Below are 25,922 nucleotides of genomic sequence, written 5' to 3'. Positions count from 1 at the left end.
GCCTCCTACGACTCGGCGCGCGCGCCTTCGCGCATCGCGCCCTGCGCACCTTCGCGGCGCAGCGGCGCGCCTTCGGGCGCGCAGGCATAGGCGTGCAGGTCGTGGGCGAAGCCGTCGAGATCGTCGCAGAGCTGGCGCACGAGGCGGCCCAGCACGTTGTAGGCGAGCACGGCAGGTATCGCGACGACGAGACCGAAGGCCGTCATGATGAGCGCCTCGCCCACCGGGCCGGCCACGTTCTCGATCATCGCCTGGCCGCTCGCGGCGATGCTGCCGAGCGCGTGGTAGATGCCCCAGACGGTGCCGAGCAGCCCGACGAACGGCGCCGTGCTGCCCACCGAGGCGAGCAGGACCTGGCCGAACTCGAGGCGCCGCTGCGACGCCTGCAGCGCGCCGCGCAGCGCCCGCAGCACGCGCTCGCCGCGATCCACGCGCGCGAGCATCATGCCGGGCGCGTCGGCTTCCTCGGCGGCGAGCGCCGCCTGCGCCAGTGGCAGGAACACGCGCTCGCGGTCGACCGGACGCATGGCGGCAACGCCGTCTGCAAGCGTGCGCGCCTGCCAGAAGCGCGCAATGGCGCGCGGCCCCTGGCGCTTCGCGCGCAGCAGGATCCAGCTCTTGATGATGAGGAAACACCAGCTCGCGACCGACATGGCGAGCAATACCCACGCAACCGCGTGGGTGACCGCGTCGCCCGTCTGCAGATAGTGAATGACTCCGGAACTCGCTGCCATCGGACCTCGCTCACTGTCTGTCCGGCGCGAGGCGCCGGACCTTGGGAGAAACGCTCAGCGCAGGCCGAGCACGTCCTGCATATCGTACAGGCCATGGGCCTTGTCCTGCAGAAAGCGCGCGGCGCGCACGCTGCCCTGCGCATAGGAGAGGCGGCTCGAGGACTTGTGCGTGATCTCGATGCGCTCGCCAATACCCGCGAACAGCACCGTATGATCGCCGACGATATCGCCGCCGCGAATCGCCGAAAACCCGATCGTCGAGGGGTCGCGCTCGCCCGTCACGCCTTCGCGGCCATACACGGCGCATTCGTCGAGATTGCGGCCGAGCGCGTGCGCCACGGCCTCGCCCATCGCAAGCGCGGTGCCCGAGGGCGCGTCGACCTTGTGGCGGTGGTGCGCCTCGATGATCTCGATGTCGTAGCCGGTCTCGAAAAAGCGCGCCGCATACTCGAGCAGCTTGAGCGTGACGTTCACGCCCACGCTCATGTTGGCCGCGAACACGATGCCGACCTTCTGCGCGGCCGCGCCGAGCTGCGCCTTTTGCTGGGCGTCGAAGCCGGTCGTGCCGATCACCATCTTCACGCCGTGGCGCTGCGCCGCCTCGAGGTGCACGAGCGTGCCTTCGGGGCGCGTGAAGTCGATCAGGCAGTCGCTTTGCGCGAAGACCTGCTCGATGTCGTCGGTGATGCGCACCCCGGTGTCCTTGCCGAGGAACGCGCCGGCGTCCTGGCCGATGGCGGCCGAACCCTTGCGCACGAGCGCGCCGGAGAGCGTGACGTCGGGCGAATTCAGGACGGTTTCGATGAGCATGCGGCCCATGCGGCCCGATGCCCCGGCGATTGCGATTTTCATGAGTCTTCCTGCCAATGTGTCGCTGGCCGCGGTGCCGGATGCCACCAGGCGCCACGCAGCGCCGCCGCCAAAAAACGCGGCGGCCGGTGGTAGTGACACCCCGGCCGCCGGATCGAAGCGTGGCGCGCCTCGCGCACCACGCCCTGCTTGTGTTACCGGCTCGGTCAGCCGGATCAGTTGCTCGGAGCCGCAGCCGCTCCCGAGGCCGGCACCGTGGGCGGCGCGGCGAGCGACGAATCCCGCGCGGGGCCCGACGGCGCCGCATTGGTGTCGCCAGTGCCTTGCGCGCCGGCGGTCGGGCCAACCGGGTTGGTCGGCGGCACGCCCTGGATTTGCGGCTGCGGCTGACGATGCAGCTGAACCTGCGAGGGCATCGTGCCGACGTTCTGCGGCAGCGCCGACGACTGCGGATTACCCGCGCGCACCGACGGCGTCAGACCCGTTGGCGTTTGCACGGCTTCCGTGGCGCGGTTCGCGGCGGCGGCCGCCTGCGCGTTGGCGTCCTGCGGCAGTGCGTTGGTGGCGGTGCCGAGTTCGGACGACGGCGTGCGCGCCGTGTCGCCGACCGTCGGACCGGTCGCGCTCGAAGCCTGCGCGGGCGCGCCTGCTGCAGCCGCCACCGGCGCCGAAGCGCCCGAGGCCGGCGCGGCCGCGACGGCCTTCTTGCCGGTGCGGTCGCCGTCGATTTCGGCGAGCAGCTCGAGGTTCGAGGGCAGGTCGTCGCCGCCCGACCAGCTCGCTACGCGGTCGCCTTCGAACAGCACGACGAAGTCACGCTGCTGGACCACGGCGGTCGAGCCGCGCTTGAAATAGAAGATGTAGTCCCAGCGGTTCGCATGGAACATGTCGGTGAGGAGCGGCGTGCCGAGCAGCTGCTTGACCTCGGCGCGCGACATGCCCACCTTCATCTGCGCCGCGGCTTCCGCCGAGACGAAATTGCCTTGCACGATGGTAATACGGTAAGGCGTAATGCTCTGGGCGACGCGCTGCGTCACGCTGTCGTATGTTTTACAGCCGGCGAGCGCGGCGAACGCGGCCGCAGCCAGCAGGGTGCACGCCAGGCGGCCGCCGTGCATGCGCCGGCCGATCGTTGTGAATTCTGGAATCATTTCCCTCACCGTGCGGGCTTTTCGCGAAGCCGCGCGTATTCTGTAGAAGATCGTTCGAAGTTCTGGCGAAAATGCCCGGAACGGCAAAAACGCGTTAACATAACAACCTAGCATTGTACTCCAGGGACTTATCGTCATGACCAATCCAACCGATCTCAAGAACATCGGCCTCAAGGCGACGCTGCCTCGCCTCAAGATCCTGGAGATTTTTCAGCACAGCCCCGTGCGCCATCTGACCGCCGAAGACGTCTACCGCAACCTGCTGAACGAGGAGCTCGACATCGGCCTCGCCACGGTCTACCGGGTCCTGACCCAGTTCGAGCAGGCCGGCTTGCTCACGCGCAGCAACTTCGAATCGGGCAAGGCGGTGTTCGAGCTGAACGAGGGGAGTCACCACGACCACCTCGTGTGCCTCGACTGCGGCATCGTTGAAGAATTTTTCGACCCCGAAATCGAAAAGCGCCAGCAGATGATCGCCACGGAGCGCGGCTTCAAGCTCCAGGAGCACGCGCTCGCCCTGTACGGCGCCTGCACGAAGGAAAACTGCCCGCACCGCAAGCACTGACCACCGCTTGCGGCTTGCAGGCTGCAGAAAAGGAAACGCCACGGCAGATCTGCCGTGGCGTTTTCGTTTGGTGAGCCCGTGTTTGGGAAAAACGGGCCGGACCTCAGGCGGGCACGAGCGGCGTGTCGGCTTGCGCGAGCCGCCAGGGCCGCGCGAGCGCGATCTCGTCGCAGTTCGGCTGCGTGCCGCCGCGGTCGATCACCACGAAGTCGCTCACGCGCCCGAACGCGAGCAGCGGGTGATGCCAGACGCCTTTGGCGTAGTTGACGCCCTGCCCGCGCCCCGCCCAGAACGCCCGCAGCCCGGCCGGATCGAACTCGCCCGCGGGCGCGACCACCACCGCGTAGCCCGCGTCGCCGAGCGGCACGAATGCCTGGCTGCCTAGCGGATGCCGCTCCATCATCGCGATCTCGACCGGCCAAGCACGCGGCTGGGCGCGAAACACGCTGACGATGGGCCGGCCGCCCGCCTCGCTCACGTCGATGGCGGCGAGATCGTGAAAGCGCTCGGTCGTGCCGCCGTTGATCGGAAAGTGGCGCGCGCCTTCGAGTTCGATGACGTCGCCGAACGGCGCGAACACCTCGCGCGTCAAGGGTTCCATGTGCAGGATCTGCATCGCGGCTCCTCGCTTAAGCCAGTTCGCCCCACAGGCGCAGGCGCGAGACGCCGCCGTCCGGGAAGATGTTGAAACGCACGTGCGTGACCGGACCGAGCGCGGCGATGCCGCTCTCGAACACGTGCTGTTTGTCCATTTCGAGCTTCTGCTCGCCGAGCAGTTCCGGCCAGAACATCGCCTGGGTGACGAGCGAGTCGTCGGTGCCGCCCGTCACGCTCGCCGCCTGCAGCGAGCAGCGGTCCGGGTAGTTGCCCTTGAAGTGCGCCGTGTCGACTTCGATCTTGCGGATGATGCCGGGCCGCGCGAGCGCCACGATCGCCCAGTCATTGCCGGGTTCGCGGCGGCGGCGCGTTTCCCAACCGTCACCCATGTTCACGCCGCGGCCAGGCATGAGGATCGTGGAAGCGAGCCCGAAGTGCTGGTTGTTGGCCGCGACGAGATACGCGCCGTTTTCGATCGCCGCGAGATCGACGAGGCTGCCGCGCTCCACCGTGCTCCAGTCGCGCCGGGGCTGGCCGTACACGCGCAGACGCGCGAGGCCGCCGTCGGGATAGAGATTCACGCGCAGATGCGTGAACGCGCGCGTATCGCTCACTTCGACGTAGTGGTGCTGGTTGCCCTGCAAGGTCGTCGCCGGGACGATGGTTTGCCAGTCGGCGTTGTCACCGGGCGTTGCGTCGTCGCCCAGCTGCGCGTAGCACGCCTCGACCGAAGCCGCCGGCGGAAAGTTGCCCGTGAAGTGGCTCGTGTCGAGATCGAGGCCGTAAATCACGCCCGGGCGCGCGAGGCGCACGATGCAGAAGTCGTGGCCGGTCGTGCGCTTGCGGCGCGTTTCCCAGCCGTCCATCCACTTGCCGTGGTCGTCGTACTTGCCGGGGATGAAGACCGCGGGTTGCGGGTCGAGCATGCGCTCCTTTGGCGCGAAGAACTCGTCGCTGGCGTGGAGCGCGCGGGCGCCCAGACGCGGATCGGCGAGGTTCATGTAGCGGCGCGTGAAGGCGGGGGCGTTGGGGTCGAGAGTCGGAATGGCCATGATGGTGTCGCTCACTTGGGTTGTTCAGTTGATCGAAGAAAAATGTCTGCAGATGCGGTGTGAACGTTCAGGCGTGCGCGTGCTTGCCGCCGAGTGCACCGTCTTCGCCGTGCGCGGTGTCTGCATCGCTGTCGCCTGCCGGCACGTAGAGAAAGCCTTCGTCGAGGTTCAGCACGCGCCGGGCGCGCGCCTTGTCGATGTCGTGCTCCCACACCGCGACCACCACCGTCGCGACGCAGTTGCCGATCAGATTGGTGAGCGCACGGGCGATGCCGACGAACCAGTCCACCGGCAGGATCAGCACGAGGCCGAGCACGGGAATCGCAGGAATGGCGGAAAGCGTGGCGGCGAGAATCACGATCGCCGAACCGGGAATGCCGTGCGCGCCCTTCGAGGTGATGAGCGACACCAGCACGACCACGATGAGGTCGTGCATCGACAGCGGCGTGTTGGTTGCCTGCGCGATGAAGATCACCGCGAGCGTGAGGTAGATCGAAAAGCCGTCGAGGTTGAACGAGTAGCCCGTCGGGATCACGAGACCCACCGTGGAATCCTTCACGCCCATGAATTCGAGCTTGCGCATGATCTGCGGCAGCACGGCATCCGACGAAGCGGTGCCGAGCACGATCGAGAGTTCTTCGCGCAGGTAGCGGATCAGCTTGAACACGTTGAAGCCCGCCAGCCGCATGACGATGCCGAGCACGACCGCGACGAACACGATGCAGCTCGCGTAGAACACGATCACGAGCAGCCCGAGTTGCTTGAGCGAAGCGACGCCGTACGTACCGGTCGTGAACGCAATCGCGCCGAGCACGCCAAGCGGCGCGAGCTTGATGATGAAGCCCATCACGCGGAAGAACACCTGCGAGAGTTCGTCGATCAGGCTGTTCACGCGCTGCGCCTTCGGGCCGAGCAACGAGAGCGCGCTGCCGAACAGCACCGAGAACACGAGGATCTGCAGGATGTCGCCCTTCGCGAAAGCGTCGAAGGCGGTGTCGGGAATGATCTTCAGCAGGAAGCCCGCGGTGTCCTTCAGGCTCTTGGCGTGCTCCGTGTAGGTCGCGAGCGAGGCCGCATCGAGCGAGTGCAGATCCACGTTCATGCCGGCGCCCGGACGCGTGACGTACGCGAGCACGGCGCCGATCACGAGCGCAACGGTCGTCATGGCCTCGAAGTAGACCACCGACTTCAGGCCGACGCGACCCACCTTCTTCAGGTCGCCCGCGTGCGCCATGCCGCTCACGACCACGCAGAACACGATCGGCCCGATCACCATCTTGATGAGCTTGAGAAAGCCGTCGCCGAGCGGGCGCAGCGACTGGGCGAAATGGGGAAACACCGCGCCTACGACGATGCCCAGTACGAGGGCGATCACTACGCGGCCAAACAGCGAATTGAAGAACTTCGTCACGACTGTCTCCTTTGTCGATGGGACCCGGCGCTTCAGCCTGACCCCATCCCATGCAAAACCATGAAGGGGAAGCAACTGTTCTGACTGGTCTGACCAGCACTGTTATGGCGGATAGTAGGAAGCCGATATACCGGAGTCAAGGTTGGGAAGCGCGGTGTTTACCCTTGCGCGGTCTGACCAGTTTGCGGGCCGGAGCGCCACGCCTTATCCAGCGGCACGTGGGCGTTGACGCGATGCACCATGCGAGTGCGCCGGACGGGACTACAATACCGGTCAGACCACGCGAAAGCTGCCCGCGCCATCCGATGAAGAACGTTCCGCACACCGTCACCGACGCCGCCATCGCCACGATCCGCGAACGGATCGAGGGTGGCCTGTATCCGGTCGGCAGCCTGCTGCCCGCGCAGCGGCAGCTTTCCGAGGAACTGGCGATCAGCCGCGCGTCGCTGCGCGAAGCGCTCTCGACGCTCGAAGCGCTCGGCATGCTGTCGATCCGCGCGGGCAAAGGCGTATACGTGACGAGCGCGCAGGCCACCAACGCTCACCCGTGGCGTTTCGCCGATCAGTCGTCGCTGCCGGACACCTACCAGATGCGCTACGCGCTCGAAGGCTTCGCCGCGCGCATGGCGGCGCTCGCCATCGGCGATGCCGACGTGGCGTGGCTCGAAGCGAACACCGAGGCCCTGCATAGCGCCCTCGCCTGCGACGAACTCGACGAAGCCGCGCAGCTCGACTTCGACTTCCACATGCGTATCGTCAATCTCGCGGGCAATGCGGCGATCGAATCGATCCTGCGCAGCAGCGCCGACATCATGAAAGAGAGCCAGCGCATGCCGTTCTACCGGCGCGAGCGCGTGCTCTCCACGCATCGCGAGCACGGCCTGATCGTGGTGGCGCTGAAGGCGCGCGACTCGGCGGCGGCCGGCGAGGCGATCGAGGCGCACATCGCCAATGCGGCACAGCGCGCGGGCGTGTACTTCCCCACGCCGCCCGCGTTCGCTGCCGCCTCCCAGAGCGCCATCGAAAAATAAGGACGAAAAAAAACCGCCCCGAGGGGCGGTTTTTTCATGCAGCGTCGAGCGTGCTTACTTCGCGTTCGCGAAAGCCACCGCCGTGTCCAGCATGCGGTTCGAGAAGCCCCACTCGTTGTCGTACCAGCTCGACACCTTCACGAGACGGCCCGAGACCTTCGTGAGCGTGGCGTCGAACGTCGACGATGCCGGGTTGTGGTTGAAGTCGATCGACACCAGCGGTGCGTCGTTGTAGCCCAGGATGCCCTTGAGCGCGCCTTCCGAAGCTTCCTTCATGATGGCGTTGACTTCTTCGACCGTCGTGTCGCGCTTGGCGATGAACGACAGGTCGACGATCGACACGTTGATGGTCGGGACGCGGATCGCGTAGCCGTCCAGCTTGCCGTTCAGTTCCGGCAGCACGAGGCCGACAGCCGAAGCCGCGCCCGTCTTCGTCGGGATCTGGCTGTGCGTGGCCGAGCGTGCGCGACGCAGGTCTTCGTGGTACACGTCGGTCAGAACCTGGTCGTTCGTGTACGCGTGGATCGTCGTCATCAGGCCGGTTTCGAGGCCGATCTTGTCGTTCAGCGGCTTAACGAGCGGTGCCAGGCAGTTGGTCGTGCACGATGCGTTCGAGATGACCGTGTGTTCGGCCTTCAGCACGTTGTGGTTCACGCCGTAGACGATGGTCGCGTCGACGTCCTTGCCGCCCGGCGCCGAGATAATGACCTTCTTTGCGCCGCCCTTCAGGTGCGCGCTGGCCTTTTCCTTGGTCGTGAAGAAGCCCGTGCACTCCATCACGACGTCGACGCCCAGCTCGCCCCACGGCAGTTCGGCCGGGTTGCGGTTGGCCAGCACGCGGATACGGTCGCCGTTCACGACGAGGTAGTCGCCGTCGACCTTCACTTCACCGGGGAACTTGCCGTGTGCCGTGTCGTATTGCGTCAGATGCGCGTTGGTCTTCGCGTCACCCAGGTCGTTGATCGCAACGATCTGGATGTCGTGCTTCTTGCCGTTCTCGTAGAACGCGCGAAGCGTGTTACGGCCGATGCGGCCGTAGCCATTGATAGCGACGCGAATGGTCATGGTTTATCTCCTAAGGGCTGAAAAATTCTGAAACCAGTGCTGCGCTGGCGCCGACGCGAGGCTGGGGCGGCCCGGCGGGACGCTCAAGGCAGCGGGCCCGCCAGATCTTGCCGATCAGGCGGGCCCGTTACGCATGCTTAGTTGTCGAGCGCGGCCTTGGCCGTCGCGACGACATGATCGACCGTGAAGCCGAAGTGCTTGAACAGCACGCCAGCCGGGGCCGATTCGCCGAACGTGTCGATGCCGACCACGCCGCCTTCGAGGCCCACGTACTTGCGCCAGAAGTCGGTCACACCGGCTTCGATCGCGACGCGGCGCACGCCCTTGGGCAGCACGCGCTCGCGGTATTCGGCGTCCTGCTTGTCGAACACGTTGGTCGACGGCATGGACACCACGCGGGCACCGATGCCTTCGCGCTGCAGCGCCTCGACGGCCTTCATCGCCAGTTCGACTTCAGAGCCCGTGGCGATCAGGATGATCTTGCGGCTCGGGATGTCGTCGTTCCAGTCCTTGAGGACGTAGCCGCCCTTGGCGATGTTCGCGATCTGCGCATCCGTGCGCTCGTTGAACTGCAGGTTCTGACGGCTGAAGATCAGCGACGACGGGCCGTGATGCGCAATCGACTCCGTCCAGGCCACCGCGGTTTCCACGGTGTCGGCCGGACGCCAGAGCGTCATGTTCGGGATCAGGCGCAGGCTCGCGACCTGTTCGATCGACTGGTGCGTCGGGCCGTCTTCGCCGAGACCGATCGAATCGTGCGTGAACACGAAGATCGACGGGCACTTCATCAGCGCGGCCACGCGCAGCGCGTTGCGGCTGTAGTCCGAGAACGTGAGGAACGTGCCGCCGAACGCCTTGTAGCCGCCGTGGAGGTTGAGGCCGTTGAGCGCCGCGCTCATGCCGAACTCGCGCACGCCGTAGTTGATGTGGTTGCCCCACTGGATGCCGGTTTCGCCGGCCTTGGCGGCGCGCACGGGCTTCGAAGCCTTCCAGTTGGTGAGGTTCGAGCCGGTCAGGTCGGCCGAGCCGCCCAGCAGTTCGGGCAGCGCCGCGGCGAGGCCTTCGATGGCCTGCTGCGAAGCCTTGCGCGTGGCGACCGTTTCCTTGCGCGAATCGGCGCCGGCGACGATCGCGGCGGCCTTCTGCGCCCAGTCGGCGGGCAGCTTGTGCGCCATGCGGCGCTCGAACTCGGCGGCTTCGGTCGGGTACTTCGACTTGTACGCGGCGAACTGCTCGTTCCATGCGGCCTCGAACTTCGCACCGGCATCCTTCGCGTCCCAGTCTGCGTAGACTTCCTGCGGCAGCGTGAACGGCTCCCACTTCCAGCCTGCAGCTTCGCGCCACTTGGCAATTTCTTCGGCGCCGAGCGCCGCGCCGTGCACGTCGTGGCCGCCCTGCTTGGTGGGCGCGCCCTTGCCGATGATGGTCTTGCAGCAGATCAGCGTGGGCTTGTCCGAGGCCTTGGCCTTCTGGATGGCCGCGTCGACCGCGTCCACGTCATGGCCGTCCACGTGCGGGATCACGTTCCAGCCGTAGGCTTCGAAGCGTTCCGGTGTGTTGTCGTGGAACCAGTTGACCACGTCGCCGTCGATCGAGATGCCGTTGTCGTCGTACAGCGCGATCAGCTTGTTCAGCTTGAGCGTGCCGGCGAGCGAGCAGGCTTCGTGCGAGATGCCTTCCATCAGGCAGCCGTCGCCGAGGAACACATACGTGTGGTGATCGACGATCTTCGCGTCGGCCTTGTTGAACTCCGCGGCGAGCAGCGCTTCGGCCAGCGCCATGCCGACCGAGTTCGCCAGACCCTGGCCGAGCGGACCCGTGGTCGTCTCGACACCCGGCGTGATGCCGAACTCGGGGTGACCCGGCGTCTTCGAGTGCAGCTGACGGAAGTTCTTCAGTTCCGCCATCGGCAGGTCGTAGCCCGTCAGATGCAGCAGCGAGTACAGCAGCATCGAGCCGTGGCCGTTCGACAGCACGAAGCGATCGCGGTCGCTCCAGAGCGGGTTCGTCGGGTTATGGCGCAGATGGCGCGACCACAGTGCAACGGCGATCTCGGCCATGCCCATAGGCATGCCGGGGTGACCGGAGTTCGCTTGCTGAACGGCGTCCATGGACAGCGCACGAATGGCGTTGGCCATCAACTGGGTGGTAGCGGGGGAGGCGGAGGACGAGGTCGTCATGTCGAGTCCGGAAGTGTGCAAAAAGCGGCGTGGGCGGCGCGGGTCGCGAACAGCGCAAATTGCGAGGGCAAACTGCGGCGCACACAGCAGCGCGGGAGTCCGGAAGCTCGGCAAATCGCCCGCTCAGGCGCACATGCGGCGCCAGGAGACGCGAAACGGCCGGAGCAAACGGAGAGGGCTGCAAAGCGGAATATTCTAGCAGATCGTGGGGATGAACCCTGGCGGTAAGGCGCGCGGTATGCACCGTGCGCGCCGCCGTCCTCGTGTTGGCCCCTGCCGCGGCCGGGGTCCGGTTCACACCCCCTATAATGGCTCTGTTGGCCCTATTTTCAGCGCGATTTTCGCGCGTTGCGGCGCACCAGCAGCGCCTCTCGACCTCCGTGACCGACTCCCTCCTCTTCCATCCTGCGGCAGATGCGCTCTACGGCTTTCCCGGCGCGCGCCGCCTCGCCGCGGCCGATACGCCGTGGCAGCGCATCGAGGTCTGGGACACGCCGCAACTGGGCTGTCTCTTCACGCTGGACGGCCGCCCGATGACCTCCGCCGGCGACGAGTTCATCTATCACGAGTGCATGACGCACCCGGCCGCGCTCACGCATCCCGCGCCCCGCGCGGCGCTCGTGCTGGGCGGCGGCGACGGCGGCGCGGCGCGCCAGCTGCTGCGCCACCCGGACATCGAGCGCATCGTCGTGGCCGAACTGGACCCGGACGTGGTGCGCCTGACGGGCGACTATCTGCCCGAGGTGCGCGGCGACGCCTTCGAGGATCCGCGCGTGGAACTCGTGATCGGCGACGCGGCCGCGTTTGTCGCCTCCGCACAGGAACGCTTCGACCTCGTCGTATTCGATCTGACCCCACCTGATTCGCCGGCTGCCGGCCTCTACACACCGGTGTTCTACGCTGCGCTCAAGCGTGTGATGACCGCCGACGCGCTCGTCTCGCTCCATCTGGGCTCGCCGTTCCATCATGCGCCGCGCGTGGGCGCGCTGCTTGGCGGGCTGCGCGCGGCCTTCGCCGTCGTGCGACCGCTTGCCGCCTACGTGCCGCTCTACGGCTCACTCTGGCTCATGGCGATCGCGAGCGACGCGCTCGACCCGGCCGGCGTCGACGAGACCACGTTGCAGGCGCGCACAGCCGGGCGGCGGCTCGAGGGCCTGCGCTACTACGACCCGCGACTGCACGCGGCGCTGTTAAAAGGTTCATGCACAGCCCGCGATAAACTAGGCGAATTCCTGCAGCTCTAGGGGTCCTGCCCGTGGACTGGCTGGTTCCAAGCGCTTTATCCTGCGCGCCGTTGCCCGAAGCGGCACGGCGCTTCATCCGAACCGCGAATCTGGAGAGACTCGATGACCGCACCCCGTCCTGCCGGCGTGCCATGGCTGACCCCGTATCTGACGGTGCGCGACGCGCGCGCGTCGATGGACTTCTATCGGGCAGCACTCGGTTTTGCGGTACGCGACAGCGTGGAGGACGACGGCGCGATCATGCACGTGGAAATGACCTACCACGATCAGCTGATCGTCATGTTCGCGCCGGAGGGCGCGTTCGGTTCGACGGCGCGCACGCCCAAAAGCGCACAGACCGTCGCGCCGCAATCTTTTTATCTGTATGTCGACGATGTCGACGCGGTGTATGCGCGGGCGCTCGAAGCCGGCGCGAAATCGCTGAGTGAGCCGCAGGACCAGTTCTGGGGGGACCGTTTCGCGCAGGTCGAAGACCTCGACGGTTACCGCTGGGCGCTTGCTCGGCACTTGTCCTGATTCAATGAGAAATAGTTCTATGCCCCGCTTTTTCGTCGGCAACGCCCTGCAATCCGACGAGGTCGTCACCCTTCCCGACGAAGTCACGCGCCACGTCCAGGTGCTGCGCCTGCAGCCCGGCGACAGCATCGTGCTGTTCGACGGTCTTGGCGGCGAGTACAGCGCCGAGATCGTCGGCATGGAGCGCCGCGACACGCAGGTGCGCATCGGCCCTCACCGCGACGTCGAAGCCGAGCCGCCTTACCGCATCACGCTCGCCCAGGGCATCGCCGGCAACGACAAGATGGACTGGCTGATCGAAAAGGCCGTCGAACTGGGCGCGACGAACTTCGTGCCGCTCACCGCCGCGCGCAGCGTCGTGCGGCTTTCGGGCGAGCGCGCCGTGCGCCGCCAGGCGCACTGGCAGCGCATCGTGCAGGCCTCGTGCGAACAATGCGGACGCAACCGCCTGCCCGACGTTGCGCCCGCGCGTGACATCGCCGCGTGGCTCGACTCCCTGGCCAAGCACCCCGGCGAGGGCGAACTGCGCCTGCTGCTCTCGCCGCGCGCCAACGTCGCGTTCTCGACCTTGCCGGTCGAGCCGCCTTCGGGCGCAGTGACGGTGCTGATCGGGCCTGAGGGCGGACTCTCGTCGCAGGAAGAGGAGGCGGCGCTCGATCACGGCTTCCTCGCCGTGGGGCTCGGGCCGCGCGTGCTGCGTACCGAAACAGCGGGCATCGCGGTGCTCGCGGCGCTCGCCGCGCGCTGGGGCGGCTGGTAAGCGCAGCGGGTAAAAATGACAAAGCCCGCCGGAAGGCGGGCTCGCGATTTTCTGTCGCATGCGCGCGACGGAACGTGAGTCGAAGGTCAGGCGAACGAATAAAAAACGCGGAACGGCACCTTGCGCTCGGCCCAGTATTCCGAAGCCTCGCGAAATACGTCGAGCAGCGTCTCCCGCCCGTCCTTGTCGAACTTCTGGGCGATCGGCAGCCCTTCCAGCACGATCACGAAACCCGGCTGCTCGCCGGCCTTCTGCACCAGATCGGTCAGGCAGTCGTACAAGCCGTCGTAGTTCTTGCCGAAATGTTTCGGAAACAGAAACGACGTGGCAATGGTCTCGAGTACTTCCTGCTTGGTTTGCGCATTCGCGCAGAACGCATAGAGGAAATGCTCCTGCAGCCGCTGGGCTTCGTCCGAGAGATCCTGAATGCGAAACGCCCGGATCGACTGGACAATATTCGGCTGCACGGTCGAAAACAGGCTCATGGCCCCCTCGTTCGATGAAAGCCCCGCCTCATCCTGGCGCGCCTCGCTGTCGTGCTTCAACTGCATGACGCGCTGGAACAGGTTGCCTTCCCCGGACGCGAACAGATCGCTCGCGACCCGGGGGTCGTGCGCGTAAACGTTATCGCTCATGCCGCTCATCCCGGTGTCAATCAATAATTCGCCTGAAACTGGCGTAGTGGTCGTCGGAGTAGTAACAGTTGTCGGTCCGCTTGCGTGGGCCGCCGCAAACGATGCGCTTGGCACCGCGGTTGTGCGCGCCCGGCGTCGGGACCGTGTACTCGTGATAGTAGCCCCGCCGCTGCGGTGGCAATATCCGCTCAAAATTCCCGAATACGACGCCGTCCTTCTCGAAAGGGAACGGGCCGCCCGCCGCAATCAGGCTCAACGTGCCCACCGCCTCACGCGGAAGTTCGTTGACCGAAATGCTGCCGACCGAATTACCCGCCTCTTCCGGCTGGCTCGTGCGCGCCTGAGCGCCACCTGCCGCGAGCGCTGCGGTTGCGACCAGCGCCACCGCGGCGGCGCGCCGCAAGCCAGACAAACTGCCGCCGAAACAATGAGTTAGACGAGGCGCCATCGCCTGGTTCCCGTTTCCCTGGTTACGCGTTCGACGACCATGGAGGGTAGGCACCCTTCCTTACGGAAGAGCGCCCCCCTAAGAACCGTACGTGCGAGTTTCCCCGCATACGGCTCAAGCCTACAACCATTCCTATCAAAGTCCCATCACATCAGTGTAATGAAACCGGCTTAGTTACTGCAATGTTGCCAGCGTGCACTTGCTGGTGGCAGTTGGGGTGAAGCAGAACCCTGTTCGACAGAGCGTCTGACCCGCCATTCATCTTGTATTCCAGATGGTGGTCGTGCCAGCCAGTCTCATCGTCCAGAGCACAGCCGCAGTAGGCACACAGCCCCTTCTGCGACACATACAGCGACGCCCACTGCTTGCGGTAACGCATCGTGTTGGCGAGACGTTCCTGCCGCAGAGTTTCACCGTACTGCTCCATCGTCAGGTCAAACGGGTTGTACTCTCCCTTGACCTTCTTGTGCCGTCGGATTTCTGTACCGCTCAGTTGGTACAGTTCCAGTAGCCCCTTCCTACCGTCCTCGTGAACCACAGGAGCGGAAAACACCCATTCGCGATCCCCAACGGTGTGGAAATACGTCTTCCGCACCCAGTCGGCGTTCTTGTTCGGATGCCGCCGCCGAGACCACCGCCAGAGCCTCCCAAAAATCAGGTGCTCCATGCGGGTGTACGCTTGCTTGGCTACTACGGGACTGTGATATTGCGCCCAGCCTCGTAGCATCGGGTTCAGCAGTCTGATTAGCTCCTCGTGCTTGACCGTTTTGTTGCCGCTGATCGCTTCCGCCACCTTGCGATAGAACGCCTTCGCGTTCTTCTTGCTCGGTTTGATGAGCAGTTTCCCCGAGTACTTCCGGAAATTCCACCCCAGGAAATCGAAACCTTGGTCAATGTGGACGATACGAGTTTTTTCCTCTGACAGTTGCAGCCCCCTTTGTGCGAGGAATGCTTCTACCCAAGGTCTGATTTCGCTCTCCAGCACCTCTTGCGAGTCGCCTGTGATCACGAAGTCATCTGCGTATCGCACTACATTCACTTTCAGCTTCTTGGCTTTAACGATCCCCAGTTTCGCACCAAGGTGCTCGATCAGTTCACGTTCCAGCCCGTTCAGCGTCACATTAGCCAGTGTCGGGGAAATGATGCCTCCCTGTGGCGTACCGGCCTCCGTGGCCTGTAGCTGTCCTTTGTAAATCAGGCCAGCTTTCAACCACTTCCGGAGGATTTCCTTGTCCATAGGGACATGGTCGATCAGCCAGTCGTGATTGATGTAGTCAAAGCAGCCCTTGATGTCCGCCTCCAGAATCCATTGAGCCGAGACCCGTTTGGACATGGTGACGAAAATCTGAGACATGGCATCGGCCGTCGAGCGGTTTAACCTGAACCCATACGAGTTCGGGTCGCTTGTCGATTCCGACACCGGCTCCAAGGCCAGCAGATACAAGGCTTGCATCGCCCTGTCCCGCATGGTGGGGATGCCCAGAGGGCGCTCCTTCCCATTAGCCTTGGGGATAAAGACTCTCCGTAATGGCAGGGGCTTGTATCCGCGCCGCTTCAACCTGCCGACAGCTTCCCATCGGCTTTCAGGCGAATCCCACAGCTCGCGATCGACTCCAGCCGTTCGCGCACCCTGGTTCTGCGTAACACGTCGTACCGCATACAGCTTCGCGGACAACGTGCGGGTCAGCATCCGTTGCAGGGCTTTCACCCTGCGCCAGTCGCCTTCCCGCGTCGCCTTCGCAATTCGAATCTGCATCCCTCTCACGTTCCGTTCAACCCGGCGCCAATCTACGGCGTACCAGTTATCCGGCGCGTGTGAAAGCGCAGACCCGTCCTTTCGGACAGATACTTTCATGCTGCTCTCCCGCTTGAAGAAGTGAATCCCGAGCAGAGAGCAACACGTCCCTTGCGGGAGCGTTTTGCTCCCGCAACGGGGTAAGAACAACACTGACGACTAAGAAGCCGCCAGCAATCACTATTTCCGCTAGAGGGTAGTCAGCCGTCTTGCGACGGTAGACCAGACGGAAGTCTGCCCGCTTTCGCGTGGGGTGATGTCTCAACCCCTATGCATCCCATTACAGGATACCTTTCGCTTTTTCCGTCCTCCCATACCCGCACAGCTAACAGCGTTCCTTGCGGTCCGCCTGCCTGCAATATTCCGCAGGCAGCCATACGGGCTTACCACGTTCCCGGCATATCACACGACTGACTTAGGTTCTGCCTATTCCCCGGCGATCTGATGACGACGTAACCCGGCCTTCCAGCGAGTTATCCGACCGCCTACCTTTTGGCTTGTGCCCTTCAGCAGCTTTGGCACGGTCCTTATCACGAGGTTTATCAGCAGTTCACTTACGTTAACCGTATCAGCCAGCCTAGCGCCTCAACCCCACTGCTGCTAGGAGTCTCCAAACGGATACCTCGCGGCATCCATTCGCCCGAACCTCCGGGGGCTACATTGTCAGAAGAGCTTCACACCCCACCGTTGCCAGTGACGCATGTCCTCCTAGGCTACTGCTGGTCGTACAGCAGGTTCTCTGCACTCACCAATATGCTGGCGAGGTCGAACAATGACATACCGAGCTTCCGCTCGTGTGTTCCAGCGAAACCCAAGCCCTAAGGATTGGGCGTTACAAACGACACCCCGCCCTGTCGGCGGAGGTGAAGCCGCTGACTGGGCGGGACCTGACGGTAATCAGGTCAATGCAACAAGGTCGCCGGATAATCACTCCGGTTCCCAATTTCACTGTAAAAGGTGTGCCCTGGATCGGGGCACATCTACTGCGTCAATCAAGCACAGCGATATTGGGCAGTTGCAACCCGGGACTCGCGCCCCATCGTGATGCCCTACGGTATGCTTGTCGCAGCCGGTCAGACTCGGACTGACGCCTCCTGACGCTGCTAGTCGATGTCCCTTACGTTAGGACGGCCCGGACACGAGCGTGCGTGTCGCACGAAAGGTGTAAGGGTATCGCTAATGATGCCTGGAAGCAACGTTAGTCAGGCGAGGAGGACCACAGCCCGACCCCGCACAAGGGCCAAACCGGTAAATTTTACAATCTAATTTTGCGCGATTTTGCTAGATCGAGCCGGGTCTCGCGGGCAAAAAAATCGGCGCGCTCACAGGAGCACGCCGATTTTGGGAACCGCGTCGCCGGCGACCCGAGCGACTGAGCTTAACGTGCCGCGTTCACGTCTGCGACGAGCAGCGCCGTCATGTTGACGATGCGGCGCACCGTGGCGGAAGCCGTGAGCACGTGCACCGGCTTGGCCGCGCCCAGCAGGATCGGCCCGATGGCGATGTTGTTGCCGGCTGCCGTCTTGAGCAGGTTGTAGGAAATGTTCGCCGCGTCGATGTTCGGCATGATGAGCAGATTCGCTTCGCCTTCGAGCGTCGACTCGGGCAGGATTTCCTTGCGCAGGTTCGCGTCGATCGCCACGTCGCCGTGCATTTCGCCGTCCACGTGCAGGTCCGGCGCGCGCTCCTGGAGGATCTCGAGCAGGTCGCGCATCTTCTGGGCGCTCGGCGCGTTGCTCGAACCGAAGTTCGAGTGCGAGCACAGCGCGATCTTCGGCTCGATTCCGAAGCGGCGCACTTCCTCGGCCGCCATGATGGTGATTTCTGCGAGTTGCTCCGGCGTCGGGTCGACGTTGACGTGCGTGTCGGCGATGAAAATCTGCCGGTTCGGCAGCACCAGCGCGTTCATCGCCGCGTAGACGTTGCAACCCGTCTTCTTGCCGATCACCTGGTCGATGAAGTGCAGGTGGCGATGGGTCGTGCTGACCGTGCCGCAGATCATGCCGTCGGCTTCGCCCTTTTCCACCAGCATCGAGCCGATCAGCGTGGTGCGGCGGCGCATTTCGAGCTTCGCCATTTGCTGCGTGATGCCCTTGCGCGCCATCAGCTTCGCATAGGTCTGCCAGAACTCGCGGTAGCGCTCGTCATGGTCGGTGTTGACGACCGTGTAGTCCTGGCCGGCGTGCAGGCGCAGGCCGTAGCGCGCGATGCGCTGCTCGATCACCGACGGGCGGCCGATCAGGATGGGCTTCGCGAGCTTTTCGTCGACCACGATCTGCACCGCGCGCAGGATGCGCTCTTCTTCGCCCTCGGCGAACACGATGCGCTTCTTCTCCGGCTCCACGGCGCGCGCGAGCTGGAAGATCGGCTTCATGGTCGTGCCGCTGTGGTAGACGAACTGCTGGAGGTGCTGCTCGTAGGCGTCCATGTCCTCGATCGGACGGGTCGCGACGCCCGAGTCCATCGCCGCCCTGGCCACAGCCGGCGCGATCTTGACGATCAGGCGCGGGTCGAAGGGCTTCGGAATCAGATACTCGGGCCCGAACTGCAGATCCTGGATGCCGTAGGCCGTGGCCACGACATCGCTTTGCTCCTGGCGCGCCAGTTCCGCAATCGCGTTCACCGCGGCGATTTCCATTTCGCGCGTGATGGTGGTCGCGCCCGCGTCGAGCGCGCCACGGAAGATGAACGGGAAGCACAGGACGTTGTTCACCTGGTTCGGGTAGTCCGTGCGGCCCGTGGCGAGCACGGCGTCCGGACGCACTTCGAGCGCGAGCTCCGGCAGGATTTCCGGCGTCGGGTTGGCGAGCGCGAGGATGAGCGGCTTGGCCGCCATCTGCTTGACCATCTCCTGCTTGAGCACGCCGCCAGCCGAAAGGCCGAGGAAAATATCGGCGCCTTCGATCACTTCGGCGAGCGTGCGCGCGTGGGTTTCACGCGCGAATCGCTCCTTGTCCGGGTCCATCAGCTCGGTGCGGCCCTTGTAGACCACGCCCGCCAGGTCGGTCACGACGATGTTTTCGAGCGGCAGGCCGAGGTCGACGAGCAGGTCCAGACACGCCAGCGCGGCCGCGCCGGCGCCCGACGCGACCAGCTTCACGTCCTTGATGTCCTTGCCCACGACCTTCAGGCCGTTCGTGAAGGCGGCCGCCACCACAATGGCCGTGCCGTGCTGGTCGTCGTGGAAGACCGGAATCTTCATGCGCTTGCGCGCTTCGCGTTCGACGATGAAGCACTCGGGCGCCTTGATGTCTTCGAGGTTGATGCCGCCGAAGGTGGGTTCGAGCGCGGCGATCACGTCGACGAGCTTGTGCGGGTCCGTCTCGTTGAGTTCGATGTCGAACACGTCGATGCCCGCGAACTTCTTGAAGAGCACCGCCTTGCCTTCCATCACCGGCTTCGAGGCGAGCGGCCCGATGTTGCCGAGGCCAAGCACGGCCGTGCCGTTCGACACGACGCCCACGAGGTTGCTGCGCGCCGTGAAGCGCGCGGCGTTGAGCGGATTCTCGACAATCGCCTCGCACGCGAACGCAACGCCCGGCGAATACGCGAGCGAGAGATCACGCTGATTGATCATCTGCTTGGTCGGCGCGATCGCGATCTTCCCGGGCGTGGGGAACTCGTGATAATCGAGGGCGGCTTCGCGAAGCTTGTTCGTAGCGGGATTCGACATGGGAGGCAGGACGTGAGTGCGGATTAGAATGACAACTCGAACGCTAAGTTGACCGATTGTAGCGCCAATCCCAGACAGCATTCCTTTCAGTTCGGGCGCAAGTGCCGCGACCGCGATGGGGGGAAAAGCCATGCCAGGGCGCCCTTTGCGGCGACGGCCATATTCCAACTGTCATAACCCTTTCGTCATGCTTTCCGAGTTCTCCCTGATCGACCGATATTTTGCGCGGCGAGCGCGCACGAACACGCAACGCGCCACGCTGGGCATCGGCGACGACTGCGCGCTCATCGCGCCCGCCGCGGGCGAAATGCTGGCCGTCTCGACCGATATGCTGGTGGAAGGCCGCCACTTCTTCCCCGACATCGATCCGCACGCGCTCGGCCACAAGGCGCTCGCCGTGAATCTGTCCGATCTCGCCGCGATGGGTGCGCAGCCGCTCGGCTTCACGCTCGCGTTCGCGCTCCCCAAGGCGGATGAGGACTGGCTAGCCGCGTTCAGCGCGGGACTCTTCGAGCTGGCCGACCGCTTCGACTGCGAGTTGATCGGCGGCGATACCACGGCAGGGCCGCTGAACCTGTGCCTGACGGTGTTCGGCTCAGTGCGTCAGGATGCCGCGCTTCGGCGCGACGCCGCCCAGGCGGGCGACGACATCTGGGTTTCCGGCACGCCCGGCGATGCGCGCGCAGGCCTCGGCATGATGCGTGGCGAATGGCCGGTGAGCGAGCCCGACGCCGCGCACTTGCGCCGGGCGCTCGAATACCCTGAACCGCGCGTGGCGCTGGGCCTCGCGCTGCGCGGCGTGGCGCGCGCGGCGCTCGACGTATCGGACGGCCTGGCCGGCGACCTGCGCCATATTCTGGAACGCTCGCACCTCGCCGCGACGATCGACGTCGACGCCCTGCCGCTCTCGCCTGCGCTTGCGCGCCTGCCGCGCGACGTGCAGCTGCAATGCGCGCTCGCGGGCGGCGACGACTACGAACTGTGCTTCACGGCGGCGCCCGCGCAGCGCGACGCGGTCGAGGCGGCGGCGCAACAGGCGGGTGTGCGCGTCACGCGCATCGGTACAATGACTTCCCGCACTTCGCCGCAAGCCGCCCCCGAGATCGCCTGGCGCGACGCGGGTGGCACGCCGCTCAATCTGACGTTGCAAGGTTTCGATCACTTCCATGCAGACTGACCCCACGCCCTCGCCCGCCGGTCAGCCGGCTCCTCCGGCAGGCTCGGCAAGCAACGCCGCCGCACCCGGCACGGGCGCTCAGGCCGGTGGCCCGCGCCGCGCCGACGCGCCGTTCATGCTCACCCATCCGCTGCACATCGTTTCGCTCGGCTTCGGCTCGGGGCTCTCGCGGCTCGCGCCCGGCACGGCCGGCACGCTGTTCGCCTGGGCGTCCTTCGAGGTGCTCAACCGCTATCTCACGGTGACCGAGTGGGGACTGCTGATCTTCTTTGGCTTCTTTGCAGGCATCTGGATCACGGCCTTCACGGCGAAGAAGCTGCGCACGGATGATCCCTCGGCCATCGTCTGGGACGAGATCGTGGCGTTCTGGCTCGTGCTGCTCATGATTACGCCCGTCGATTTCGAGGGCCGGCTGTGGGCCTTCGTCGTCTTCCGGTTTTTCGACATGGTGAAGCCGCCGCCCATCCGCTATTTCGACCGGCGCTTCAAGGGCGGCCTCGGCATCATGCTCGACGACATCGTCGCCGCATTCTTCACACTGCTCGTCATCGCGCTCTGGCGCATGTCGGTGTAACGCCACGTCGCCGCCACGCCGCCGCCAACCCAACGGATTGCTGCAATGTCTACCGATTCCGTCGTCCACCAACTCGCCATCCGCGTCGGCAACAAGCTGCGCGACGGGCGGCTCATGCTCGCGACCGCCGAGTCCTGCACGGGCGGCATGGTCGCCACCGCCATCACCGACATATCCGGCAGCAGCGTCTGGTTCGAACGCGGTTTCGTCACCTACTCGAACCAGGCGAAAACCGAGATGATCGGCGTGCCGCCCGAACTCATCGACAAGCACGGCGCGGTGAGCGAACCGGTCGCGCGCGCGATGGCCGAAGGCGCGCTCAGCAACAGCCGGGCACAAGTTTCGCTCTCCATCACCGGCGTCGCCGGACCGGGCGGCGGCACGCCGGAAAAGCCGGTTGGCATGGTGTCGTTCGGCTGGAGCAACCGGCTGCATACGAGCGTCGAGACGCTGGTCTTCAAGGGCGACCGCGAACAGATCCGCGTGCAGGCCGCCGCGCACGCGCTGCGCGGGCTGCTCGCGTTCATCGACGAACAGGAACGCTAATACCGGCCCGCGCCTCGCTGGAGCGCCGGCCGGGCCCATCAAGGAGGCCCATGCCATGGCAGCCGCGAATACCGCAGTCGAAGAATTGATCCGCCGCTTCGGGCTTGAACCGCACCCCGAAGGCGGCTACTACAGCGAAACCTATCGAGCCGACAAGCTCGTGCGGCGCGACGGCGCAGCCGCCGCAGAGGGCACGCGCGCAGCCTCGACGGCCATCTACTTCCTGCTGGCGGAAGGCGCCTATTCGGCATGGCACCGGATCCGCTCCGACGAGCTCTGGCACTTCTACGCGGGCTCGCCCCTCGAGATTCATTCGATCGACGAACGCGGCGTGCTCTCCACGCGCAAGCTCGGCCACGCGCTCGACCATCCGGGCACCGTGTTCCAGGCGGTCGTGCCGGCCGGACACTGGTTCGCGGCGCGCTGCTGCGATCCTTCGACCTATGCGCTCGTGGGCTGCACGGTGGCGCCGGGGTTCGAGTTCAGCGAGTTCGAGATCGCCGATGCGAACGCGCTCGCCGGAAAATACCCGCTGCACCGATCGATCATCGAGTTGCTCGGCAAACCGGCGTCCGTCGCGGCTGCGGCCGCGAAGAAAGATTAGGCGCGCGGCGTCGAGGGACGCGGATCCGCATGATGCCCAGCTTCGGCCGCCGCCATGGCGCCCCTTCCACTTCGCCGTACGCCGCGCTCGAGGCGCTCCAGCGCAACCTCAGGCGTGAACGCCGCGTCTTCGCACTGCTGACCGGCCTGCTGATCCTTGCGGCGCTGTGCATGGCCGCCGCCGCGCTCGGCGGCATCGCGTTCAGCGCACTGCGCGCGCAGACGCTGGAGGCGAACACGCTCAGTGCGAAGGCCAACGCGCGGCTCGACCGGCTGTACACGCTGCTCGGCAGTGCGGGCGTCGTCCTCGTGCTCGAGACCGCCTCGGCATCGACGGCACCGTTGAACGCCGAGCCAACCTCCCGCTGCGCGACGACCTTCGAAGGCATGGACGGGTCGCCAGATCTGAGGGCAGTGTGCGAGCACATGGCGGGGGTGCTCGACATCGTCTCGTCCGATGTGCCCATCATGTTGCTGCGCGCCGACGGCGGCGCGGCGTATAGCCGTGGTGTCGCGCCCAAGGGGTCGCAATTGCGGCCGGCCGAAGCCGCGCGCACGCTGGCCGATGCCGCGCTCCTGCAGATCACGACCCACGGCCTGGATCCGGTCGCGGCAGCCAGAGGTATCAGAGTCGCCTGGTTCCGCCCACCCGAAGCGCTCGGCTTCCCGCCCGATCTCGTGCTCGGCGCGTTGCCGGTGCTCAGGAACGGTACGCTCTACGCGTTCACGATCACCAGCGTCGATCTCGACTCGCTCCTCCTCGCCCAGAGCACCAGCGTCCCGTCGATCCCCCCGACGCTGTTCGGCGCTGACGGCATCATGCTCGCCGGCCCGCTGCCCCCTGCTGGCGCGCAGTATCTCGACCGACGCCTTGCGAACCTTGCCCCCGGCAACTTCCACGTACTCCCCCGCTTCGGCGTCGCGCTGCGCGAAGCGCCGCTCGTGCATGGCTTTGGGCACTTCATGGTGGCGCTGTCGTGGGGCGAGCTTTTCGCGATCACGCGCACGCCCGTCATCATCGTCCTGATCCTGACGGCCGCCCTTATTGCCATGCTCACCGTGCTGTCGCGCTACTGGAATCGCCGGGTGCTGACGCGTACCTACGACGAAGCCACGCGCGCGCTCGAAGGCGAGTTGCTCAATCATCTGCTCGTGCACGCCACGCCGGTAGGCCTGTGCATCGTCAGGCGCAGCAACTTCGAGATCGTCGTGGCGAACCAGATCGTGCGCAATGTTCTCGGCATCGACGAGCACGCCACGCATTTGCCGAGCGCGCTGTGTGTCGAGTTCGAACAGCACGGGCCGTGGCCCGCCCCCACGAAACACGAGGACGAGACGACGGTGTACGAGTTGCCGTACTCGCTCGAGCGGCCCGGCAAGGAAGCGCTCCATCTCGCCATCACCTATGCGCCGGCCACGATGAACCACGAAGCCGTCCTGTTCTGTGCGATAGCGGACATGTCGGAGCGCCACGAAGCGGAGCGCCTGCTGCGCGAAGCCAAGCGCATGAGCGACGAAGCCGCGCGCGCCAGGGTGAGCTTCTTCGCGGCGATGAGCCACGAGATCCGCACGCCGCTCGCTTCGCTCGTCGGCAATATCGAACTCGTCGCGCGCGGGCCGCTGGCGCCGGAACAGGGCGCGCGCGTGCAGGCCATGCAAAACTCCTCGGCCGAACTGCTGCAGATCGTGAGCGACGTGCTCGATTTTTCGAAAATCGACGTGGGTCAGATGAAGCTGGTCGAAGAACCCGGCTCGATTGCGGCGCTCCTTGTCCGCATCGCGCTCGCCCATGCGCCGCTCGCCGTGCGCCAGCACCTGCCGTTCTATCTCGTGATGGATCGGGCCATTCCGGCGCAACTTCGCTTCGACGCCGTGCGCGTCGCGCAGATCGCCAACAATCTGCTCAGCAATGCCTTCAAGTTCACCCGTTCCGGGAAGATCGTCCTGCGCGCGCGCTGGCGCGAAGGTGCGCTTGAGATCAGCGTGAGCGACTCCGGCGACGGCATTGCCGATGACCTCAAGCCCCACCTGTTCCAGCCCTTCACGCAAGGCGACGCCCATCGGCTCACGCAAGCGCGCGGCACCGGCCTCGGGCTTTCGATCTGCGCCCGGCTCGCCCAGTTGATGCACGGCCGCGTCGAACTCGACAGCGCGCTCGGCGTGGGGACACGCGTGGCCGTCACGCTGCCGCTGCGCCCCGAGGGCGAGGCCACGGCTGGCGATGAATGGACGCTGCCCGACGCGCATCCCGCCATCCTGTGCCGCGCGCCGGAGAACCGCGAGTGGCTGGCCAACCTGTTCGACAGCCGCAGCAGCACGCCGACCTTCCTGAGCCTCGACACGCCGCCGCATGACGGCACGTTCGACTATGTGCTCGTGACCGACGAATTCACCGGCGACGATATCGCTTCGCTCTGGCCGGACCGCGCGAAAATCATATGGCTGCGCCAGGACGGACCGCTCGTCCCGCTCGAACTCGACGGCGGCGCAGTCGTGGTGAGCCTGTACAGTCTCGCGGGCATACGTGCCGCGACGCAGAAGCGGGTTCGCGGCCGAGGAACGGCAGCGCACGCACAGCAACCCGCAGCGGACCAGCCCGCGACGGAGGAGAATTTCGCAGCGTTAACTGCGCTGATCGCCGAGGACAACCGGCTCAATCGCGCACTGCTGCGCGACCAGTTGCGCATACTGGGCGCCACCGTGATCGAGGCGAAGGACGGCGAGGAGGCGCTGGCGCGACTCGACGAGCGGCCAGTGGACCTCATTCTCACGGATCTGAACATGCCGGGCATGAACGGCTACGTGCTGCTGGACGCGTTACTCGCAAAGCACCCTCATTTGCCGGTCTACGCAGTGAGTTCGGATGCGCTGCCCGAGCAGATCGCGCAGGGGCGCGCGTTGGGCTTTACCGACTATCTCACCAAGCCGGTCGCGCTCGCGGACCTCGCCCGGGTGCTGGCCGTCGTGTCCGCGCAGATCAGCGCCGCGCCGAGCGAACGCGCAAGCGCGTCGAGCGCGACTCTCACAGCGGATTCCGAAGCAGATCCGCGCGCCGGGCTGCCCCGCTTCCCGCCACTGCCTGCCGCGCTCGCCGATATATTCATCGCGCAGGTGCATCACGATCTCGTCGATTACACCCAGATCGCCTCGCAGCGCGACTTCGCGCGGATGAACGACTGGGCGCATCGCGTATCCGGCGGACTGGCGGTGCTGGGTCCTTCGAGGATCAATGAAGCCTGCCTCGAGCTGCGCGCGGCGATGCGCGAAGCGGGCAAGTGGACTGACGAAGTCGGCGATCTGGCCGCCGCCGTGGCGGCGGAACTCGAAGCACTGCGCTCGCAGTCGGGTTAGCCGC

At 65.4% G+C, this 25,922-nt stretch carries 21 protein-coding genes and 1 pseudogene; 10 read left to right on the top strand and 12 right to left on the bottom strand.

The window, feature by feature from the left end; translation table 11 throughout:
* Positions 1–5: 5 nt before the first annotated feature.
* The 3 genes from AB4Y35_RS09870 to AB4Y35_RS09860 all read right to left on the bottom strand — a co-directional run bounded on the left by AB4Y35_RS09870 (position 6) and on the right by AB4Y35_RS09860 (position 2,695).
* Positions 6–734 (bottom strand): MotA/TolQ/ExbB proton channel family protein, encoded by a 729-nt coding sequence (locus tag AB4Y35_RS09870; RefSeq protein WP_254352461.1) that lies wholly within the window; start codon positions 732–734, stop codon positions 6–8.
* A gap of 54 nt (positions 735–788) precedes the next feature.
* On the bottom strand, positions 789–1,586 hold the full coding sequence (gene dapB, locus AB4Y35_RS09865) for a 4-hydroxy-tetrahydrodipicolinate reductase (RefSeq protein ID WP_368704254.1): 798 nt from the start codon (positions 1,584–1,586) through the stop codon (positions 789–791).
* A 173-nt stretch (positions 1,587–1,759) separates the two neighbouring features.
* Complete coding sequence (locus AB4Y35_RS09860; protein WP_368704253.1) at positions 1,760–2,695, bottom strand: outer membrane protein assembly factor BamE; 936 nt, start codon at positions 2,693–2,695, stop codon at positions 1,760–1,762.
* Positions 2,696–2,831: 136 nt separating this feature from the next.
* On the opposite strand from AB4Y35_RS09860, the gene fur reads away from it, so the two are divergent.
* Positions 2,832–3,260: a ferric iron uptake transcriptional regulator gene (fur, locus tag AB4Y35_RS09855; RefSeq protein ID WP_069268417.1), complete on the top strand. Its 429-nt coding sequence runs from the start codon at positions 2,832–2,834 to the stop codon at positions 3,258–3,260.
* A gap of 103 nt (positions 3,261–3,363) precedes the next feature.
* On the opposite strand, the gene AB4Y35_RS09850 is transcribed toward fur, so the two are convergent.
* From AB4Y35_RS09850 to AB4Y35_RS09840, 3 genes are all read right to left on the bottom strand, one after another.
* Positions 3,364–3,876 (bottom strand): ureidoglycolate lyase, encoded by a 513-nt coding sequence (locus AB4Y35_RS09850; protein WP_368704252.1) that lies wholly within the window; start codon positions 3,874–3,876, stop codon positions 3,364–3,366.
* Positions 3,877–3,889: 13 nt separating this feature from the next.
* Positions 3,890–4,909: an allantoicase gene (alc, locus tag AB4Y35_RS09845; RefSeq protein ID WP_368704251.1), complete on the bottom strand. Its 1,020-nt coding sequence runs from the start codon at positions 4,907–4,909 to the stop codon at positions 3,890–3,892.
* Positions 4,910–4,976: 67 nt separating this feature from the next.
* Positions 4,977–6,320, bottom strand: coding sequence for a C4-dicarboxylate transporter DctA (locus AB4Y35_RS09840; RefSeq protein ID WP_368704250.1), 1,344 nt, complete (start codon positions 6,318–6,320; stop codon positions 4,977–4,979).
* A 305-nt stretch (positions 6,321–6,625) separates the two neighbouring features.
* On the opposite strand from AB4Y35_RS09840, the gene AB4Y35_RS09835 reads away from it, so the two are divergent.
* Positions 6,626–7,351 carry a FadR/GntR family transcriptional regulator gene (locus AB4Y35_RS09835; protein WP_368704249.1) on the top strand — a complete coding sequence of 242 codons (726 nt, stop codon included), beginning with the start codon at positions 6,626–6,628 and terminating at the stop codon, positions 7,349–7,351.
* A gap of 54 nt (positions 7,352–7,405) precedes the next feature.
* On the opposite strand, the gene gap is transcribed toward AB4Y35_RS09835, so the two are convergent.
* Together gap and tkt are read right to left on the bottom strand one after the other, a co-directional pair.
* On the bottom strand, positions 7,406–8,416 hold the full coding sequence (gene gap / locus AB4Y35_RS09830) for a type I glyceraldehyde-3-phosphate dehydrogenase (RefSeq protein ID WP_368692587.1): 1,011 nt from the start codon (positions 8,414–8,416) through the stop codon (positions 7,406–7,408).
* Positions 8,417–8,553: 137 nt separating this feature from the next.
* A complete protein-coding gene (gene tkt / locus AB4Y35_RS09825; protein WP_368704248.1) occupies positions 8,554–10,596 on the bottom strand; it encodes a transketolase in 2,043 nt (680 codons plus the stop codon).
* Positions 10,597–10,976: 380 nt separating this feature from the next.
* Between tkt and speE the strand changes: the two genes are divergently transcribed.
* From speE to AB4Y35_RS09810, 3 genes are all read left to right on the top strand, one after another.
* A complete protein-coding gene (gene speE, locus AB4Y35_RS09820; protein ID WP_368704247.1) occupies positions 10,977–11,840 on the top strand; it encodes a polyamine aminopropyltransferase in 864 nt (287 codons plus the stop codon).
* A 102-nt stretch (positions 11,841–11,942) separates the two neighbouring features.
* Positions 11,943–12,356, top strand: coding sequence for a VOC family protein (locus tag AB4Y35_RS09815; protein WP_342919395.1), 414 nt, complete (start codon positions 11,943–11,945; stop codon positions 12,354–12,356).
* A gap of 19 nt (positions 12,357–12,375) precedes the next feature.
* Complete coding sequence (locus tag AB4Y35_RS09810) at positions 12,376–13,116, top strand: 16S rRNA (uracil(1498)-N(3))-methyltransferase (RefSeq protein WP_368704246.1); 741 nt, start codon at positions 12,376–12,378, stop codon at positions 13,114–13,116.
* Positions 13,117–13,202: 86 nt separating this feature from the next.
* Here the strand turns inward: AB4Y35_RS09810 and AB4Y35_RS09805 are convergent, their stop codons facing one another.
* The 4 genes and pseudogenes from AB4Y35_RS09805 to AB4Y35_RS09790 form a co-directional block, all read right to left on the bottom strand.
* Positions 13,203–13,760: a barstar family protein gene (locus AB4Y35_RS09805; RefSeq protein ID WP_133182332.1), complete on the bottom strand. Its 558-nt coding sequence runs from the start codon at positions 13,758–13,760 to the stop codon at positions 13,203–13,205.
* A 7-nt stretch (positions 13,761–13,767) separates the two neighbouring features.
* Positions 13,768–14,055, bottom strand: a pseudogene (locus AB4Y35_RS09800) (ribonuclease); the annotation flags it as partial.
* Between the two features lie 295 nt (positions 14,056–14,350).
* Positions 14,351–16,054 carry a group II intron reverse transcriptase/maturase gene (gene ltrA / locus AB4Y35_RS09795; RefSeq protein WP_368704245.1) on the bottom strand — a complete coding sequence of 568 codons (1,704 nt, stop codon included), beginning with the start codon at positions 16,052–16,054 and terminating at the stop codon, positions 14,351–14,353.
* Between the two features lie 1,318 nt (positions 16,055–17,372).
* A complete protein-coding gene (locus AB4Y35_RS09790; RefSeq protein WP_368692583.1) occupies positions 17,373–19,667 on the bottom strand; it encodes an NADP-dependent malic enzyme in 2,295 nt (764 codons plus the stop codon).
* A 187-nt stretch (positions 19,668–19,854) separates the two neighbouring features.
* Here AB4Y35_RS09790 and thiL point away from each other — a divergent pair, with 187 nt between their 5' ends.
* The 5 genes from thiL to AB4Y35_RS09765 are packed head-to-tail and all read left to right on the top strand — an operon-like array spanning position 19,855 to position 25,918.
* Positions 19,855–20,844, top strand: a complete 990-nt coding sequence (gene thiL, locus AB4Y35_RS09785) for a thiamine-phosphate kinase (RefSeq protein ID WP_368704244.1) — start codon at positions 19,855–19,857, stop codon at positions 20,842–20,844.
* Complete coding sequence (locus tag AB4Y35_RS09780; RefSeq protein WP_368692581.1) at positions 20,834–21,418, top strand: phosphatidylglycerophosphatase A; 585 nt, start codon at positions 20,834–20,836, stop codon at positions 21,416–21,418. Before thiL ends, AB4Y35_RS09780 begins: the two co-directional genes overlap by 11 nt.
* A gap of 45 nt (positions 21,419–21,463) precedes the next feature.
* Positions 21,464–21,964, top strand: coding sequence for a CinA family protein (locus AB4Y35_RS09775; RefSeq protein WP_342919401.1), 501 nt, complete (start codon positions 21,464–21,466; stop codon positions 21,962–21,964).
* 55 nt (positions 21,965–22,019) lie between these two features.
* A complete protein-coding gene (locus AB4Y35_RS09770) occupies positions 22,020–22,568 on the top strand; it encodes a cupin domain-containing protein (RefSeq protein ID WP_368704243.1) in 549 nt (182 codons plus the stop codon).
* A 29-nt stretch (positions 22,569–22,597) separates the two neighbouring features.
* Positions 22,598–25,918: an ATP-binding protein gene (locus tag AB4Y35_RS09765; protein ID WP_368704242.1), complete on the top strand. Its 3,321-nt coding sequence runs from the start codon at positions 22,598–22,600 to the stop codon at positions 25,916–25,918.
* The last annotated feature ends 4 nt before the right edge of the window (positions 25,919–25,922 follow it).

The sequence above is a fragment of the Paraburkholderia sp. EG286A genome, assembly GCF_040965375.1.
GTDB lineage: Bacteria > Pseudomonadota > Gammaproteobacteria > Burkholderiales > Burkholderiaceae > Paraburkholderia.
Note: the sequence above shows the minus strand (reverse complement) of the source record. Positions and strands in the feature narration are given on the sequence as shown.

Coding starts and splice junctions, on each gene's coding strand:
- AB4Y35_RS09860 (WP_368704253.1), bottom strand. CDS start 2,695: ATGATTCCAGAATTCACAACGATCGGCCGGCGCATGCACGGCGGCCGC.
- AB4Y35_RS09770 (WP_368704243.1), top strand. CDS start 22,020: ATGGCAGCCGCGAATACCGCAGTCGAAGAATTGATCCGCCGCTTCGGG.
- dapB (WP_368704254.1), bottom strand. CDS start 1,586: ATGAAAATCGCAATCGCCGGGGCATCGGGCCGCATGGGCCGCATGCTC.
- AB4Y35_RS09870 (WP_254352461.1), bottom strand. CDS start 734: ATGGCAGCGAGTTCCGGAGTCATTCACTATCTGCAGACGGGCGACGCG.
- tkt (WP_368704248.1), bottom strand. CDS start 10,596: ATGACGACCTCGTCCTCCGCCTCCCCCGCTACCACCCAGTTGATGGCC.
- AB4Y35_RS09805 (WP_133182332.1), bottom strand. CDS start 13,760: ATGAGCGGCATGAGCGATAACGTTTACGCGCACGACCCCCGGGTCGCG.
- gap (WP_368692587.1), bottom strand. CDS start 8,416: ATGACCATTCGCGTCGCTATCAATGGCTACGGCCGCATCGGCCGTAAC.
- AB4Y35_RS09765 (WP_368704242.1), top strand. CDS start 22,598: ATGATGCCCAGCTTCGGCCGCCGCCATGGCGCCCCTTCCACTTCGCCG.
- alc (WP_368704251.1), bottom strand. CDS start 4,909: ATGGCCATTCCGACTCTCGACCCCAACGCCCCCGCCTTCACGCGCCGC.
- AB4Y35_RS09835 (WP_368704249.1), top strand. CDS start 6,626: ATGAAGAACGTTCCGCACACCGTCACCGACGCCGCCATCGCCACGATC.
- AB4Y35_RS09780 (WP_368692581.1), top strand. CDS start 20,834: ATGCAGACTGACCCCACGCCCTCGCCCGCCGGTCAGCCGGCTCCTCCG.
- AB4Y35_RS09815 (WP_342919395.1), top strand. CDS start 11,943: ATGACCGCACCCCGTCCTGCCGGCGTGCCATGGCTGACCCCGTATCTG.
- AB4Y35_RS09790 (WP_368692583.1), bottom strand. CDS start 19,667: ATGTCGAATCCCGCTACGAACAAGCTTCGCGAAGCCGCCCTCGATTAT.
- AB4Y35_RS09850 (WP_368704252.1), bottom strand. CDS start 3,876: ATGCAGATCCTGCACATGGAACCCTTGACGCGCGAGGTGTTCGCGCCG.
- ltrA (WP_368704245.1), bottom strand. CDS start 16,054: ATGAAAGTATCTGTCCGAAAGGACGGGTCTGCGCTTTCACACGCGCCG.
- AB4Y35_RS09810 (WP_368704246.1), top strand. CDS start 12,376: ATGCCCCGCTTTTTCGTCGGCAACGCCCTGCAATCCGACGAGGTCGTC.
- AB4Y35_RS09775 (WP_342919401.1), top strand. CDS start 21,464: ATGTCTACCGATTCCGTCGTCCACCAACTCGCCATCCGCGTCGGCAAC.
- thiL (WP_368704244.1), top strand. CDS start 19,855: ATGCTTTCCGAGTTCTCCCTGATCGACCGATATTTTGCGCGGCGAGCG.
- fur (WP_069268417.1), top strand. CDS start 2,832: ATGACCAATCCAACCGATCTCAAGAACATCGGCCTCAAGGCGACGCTG.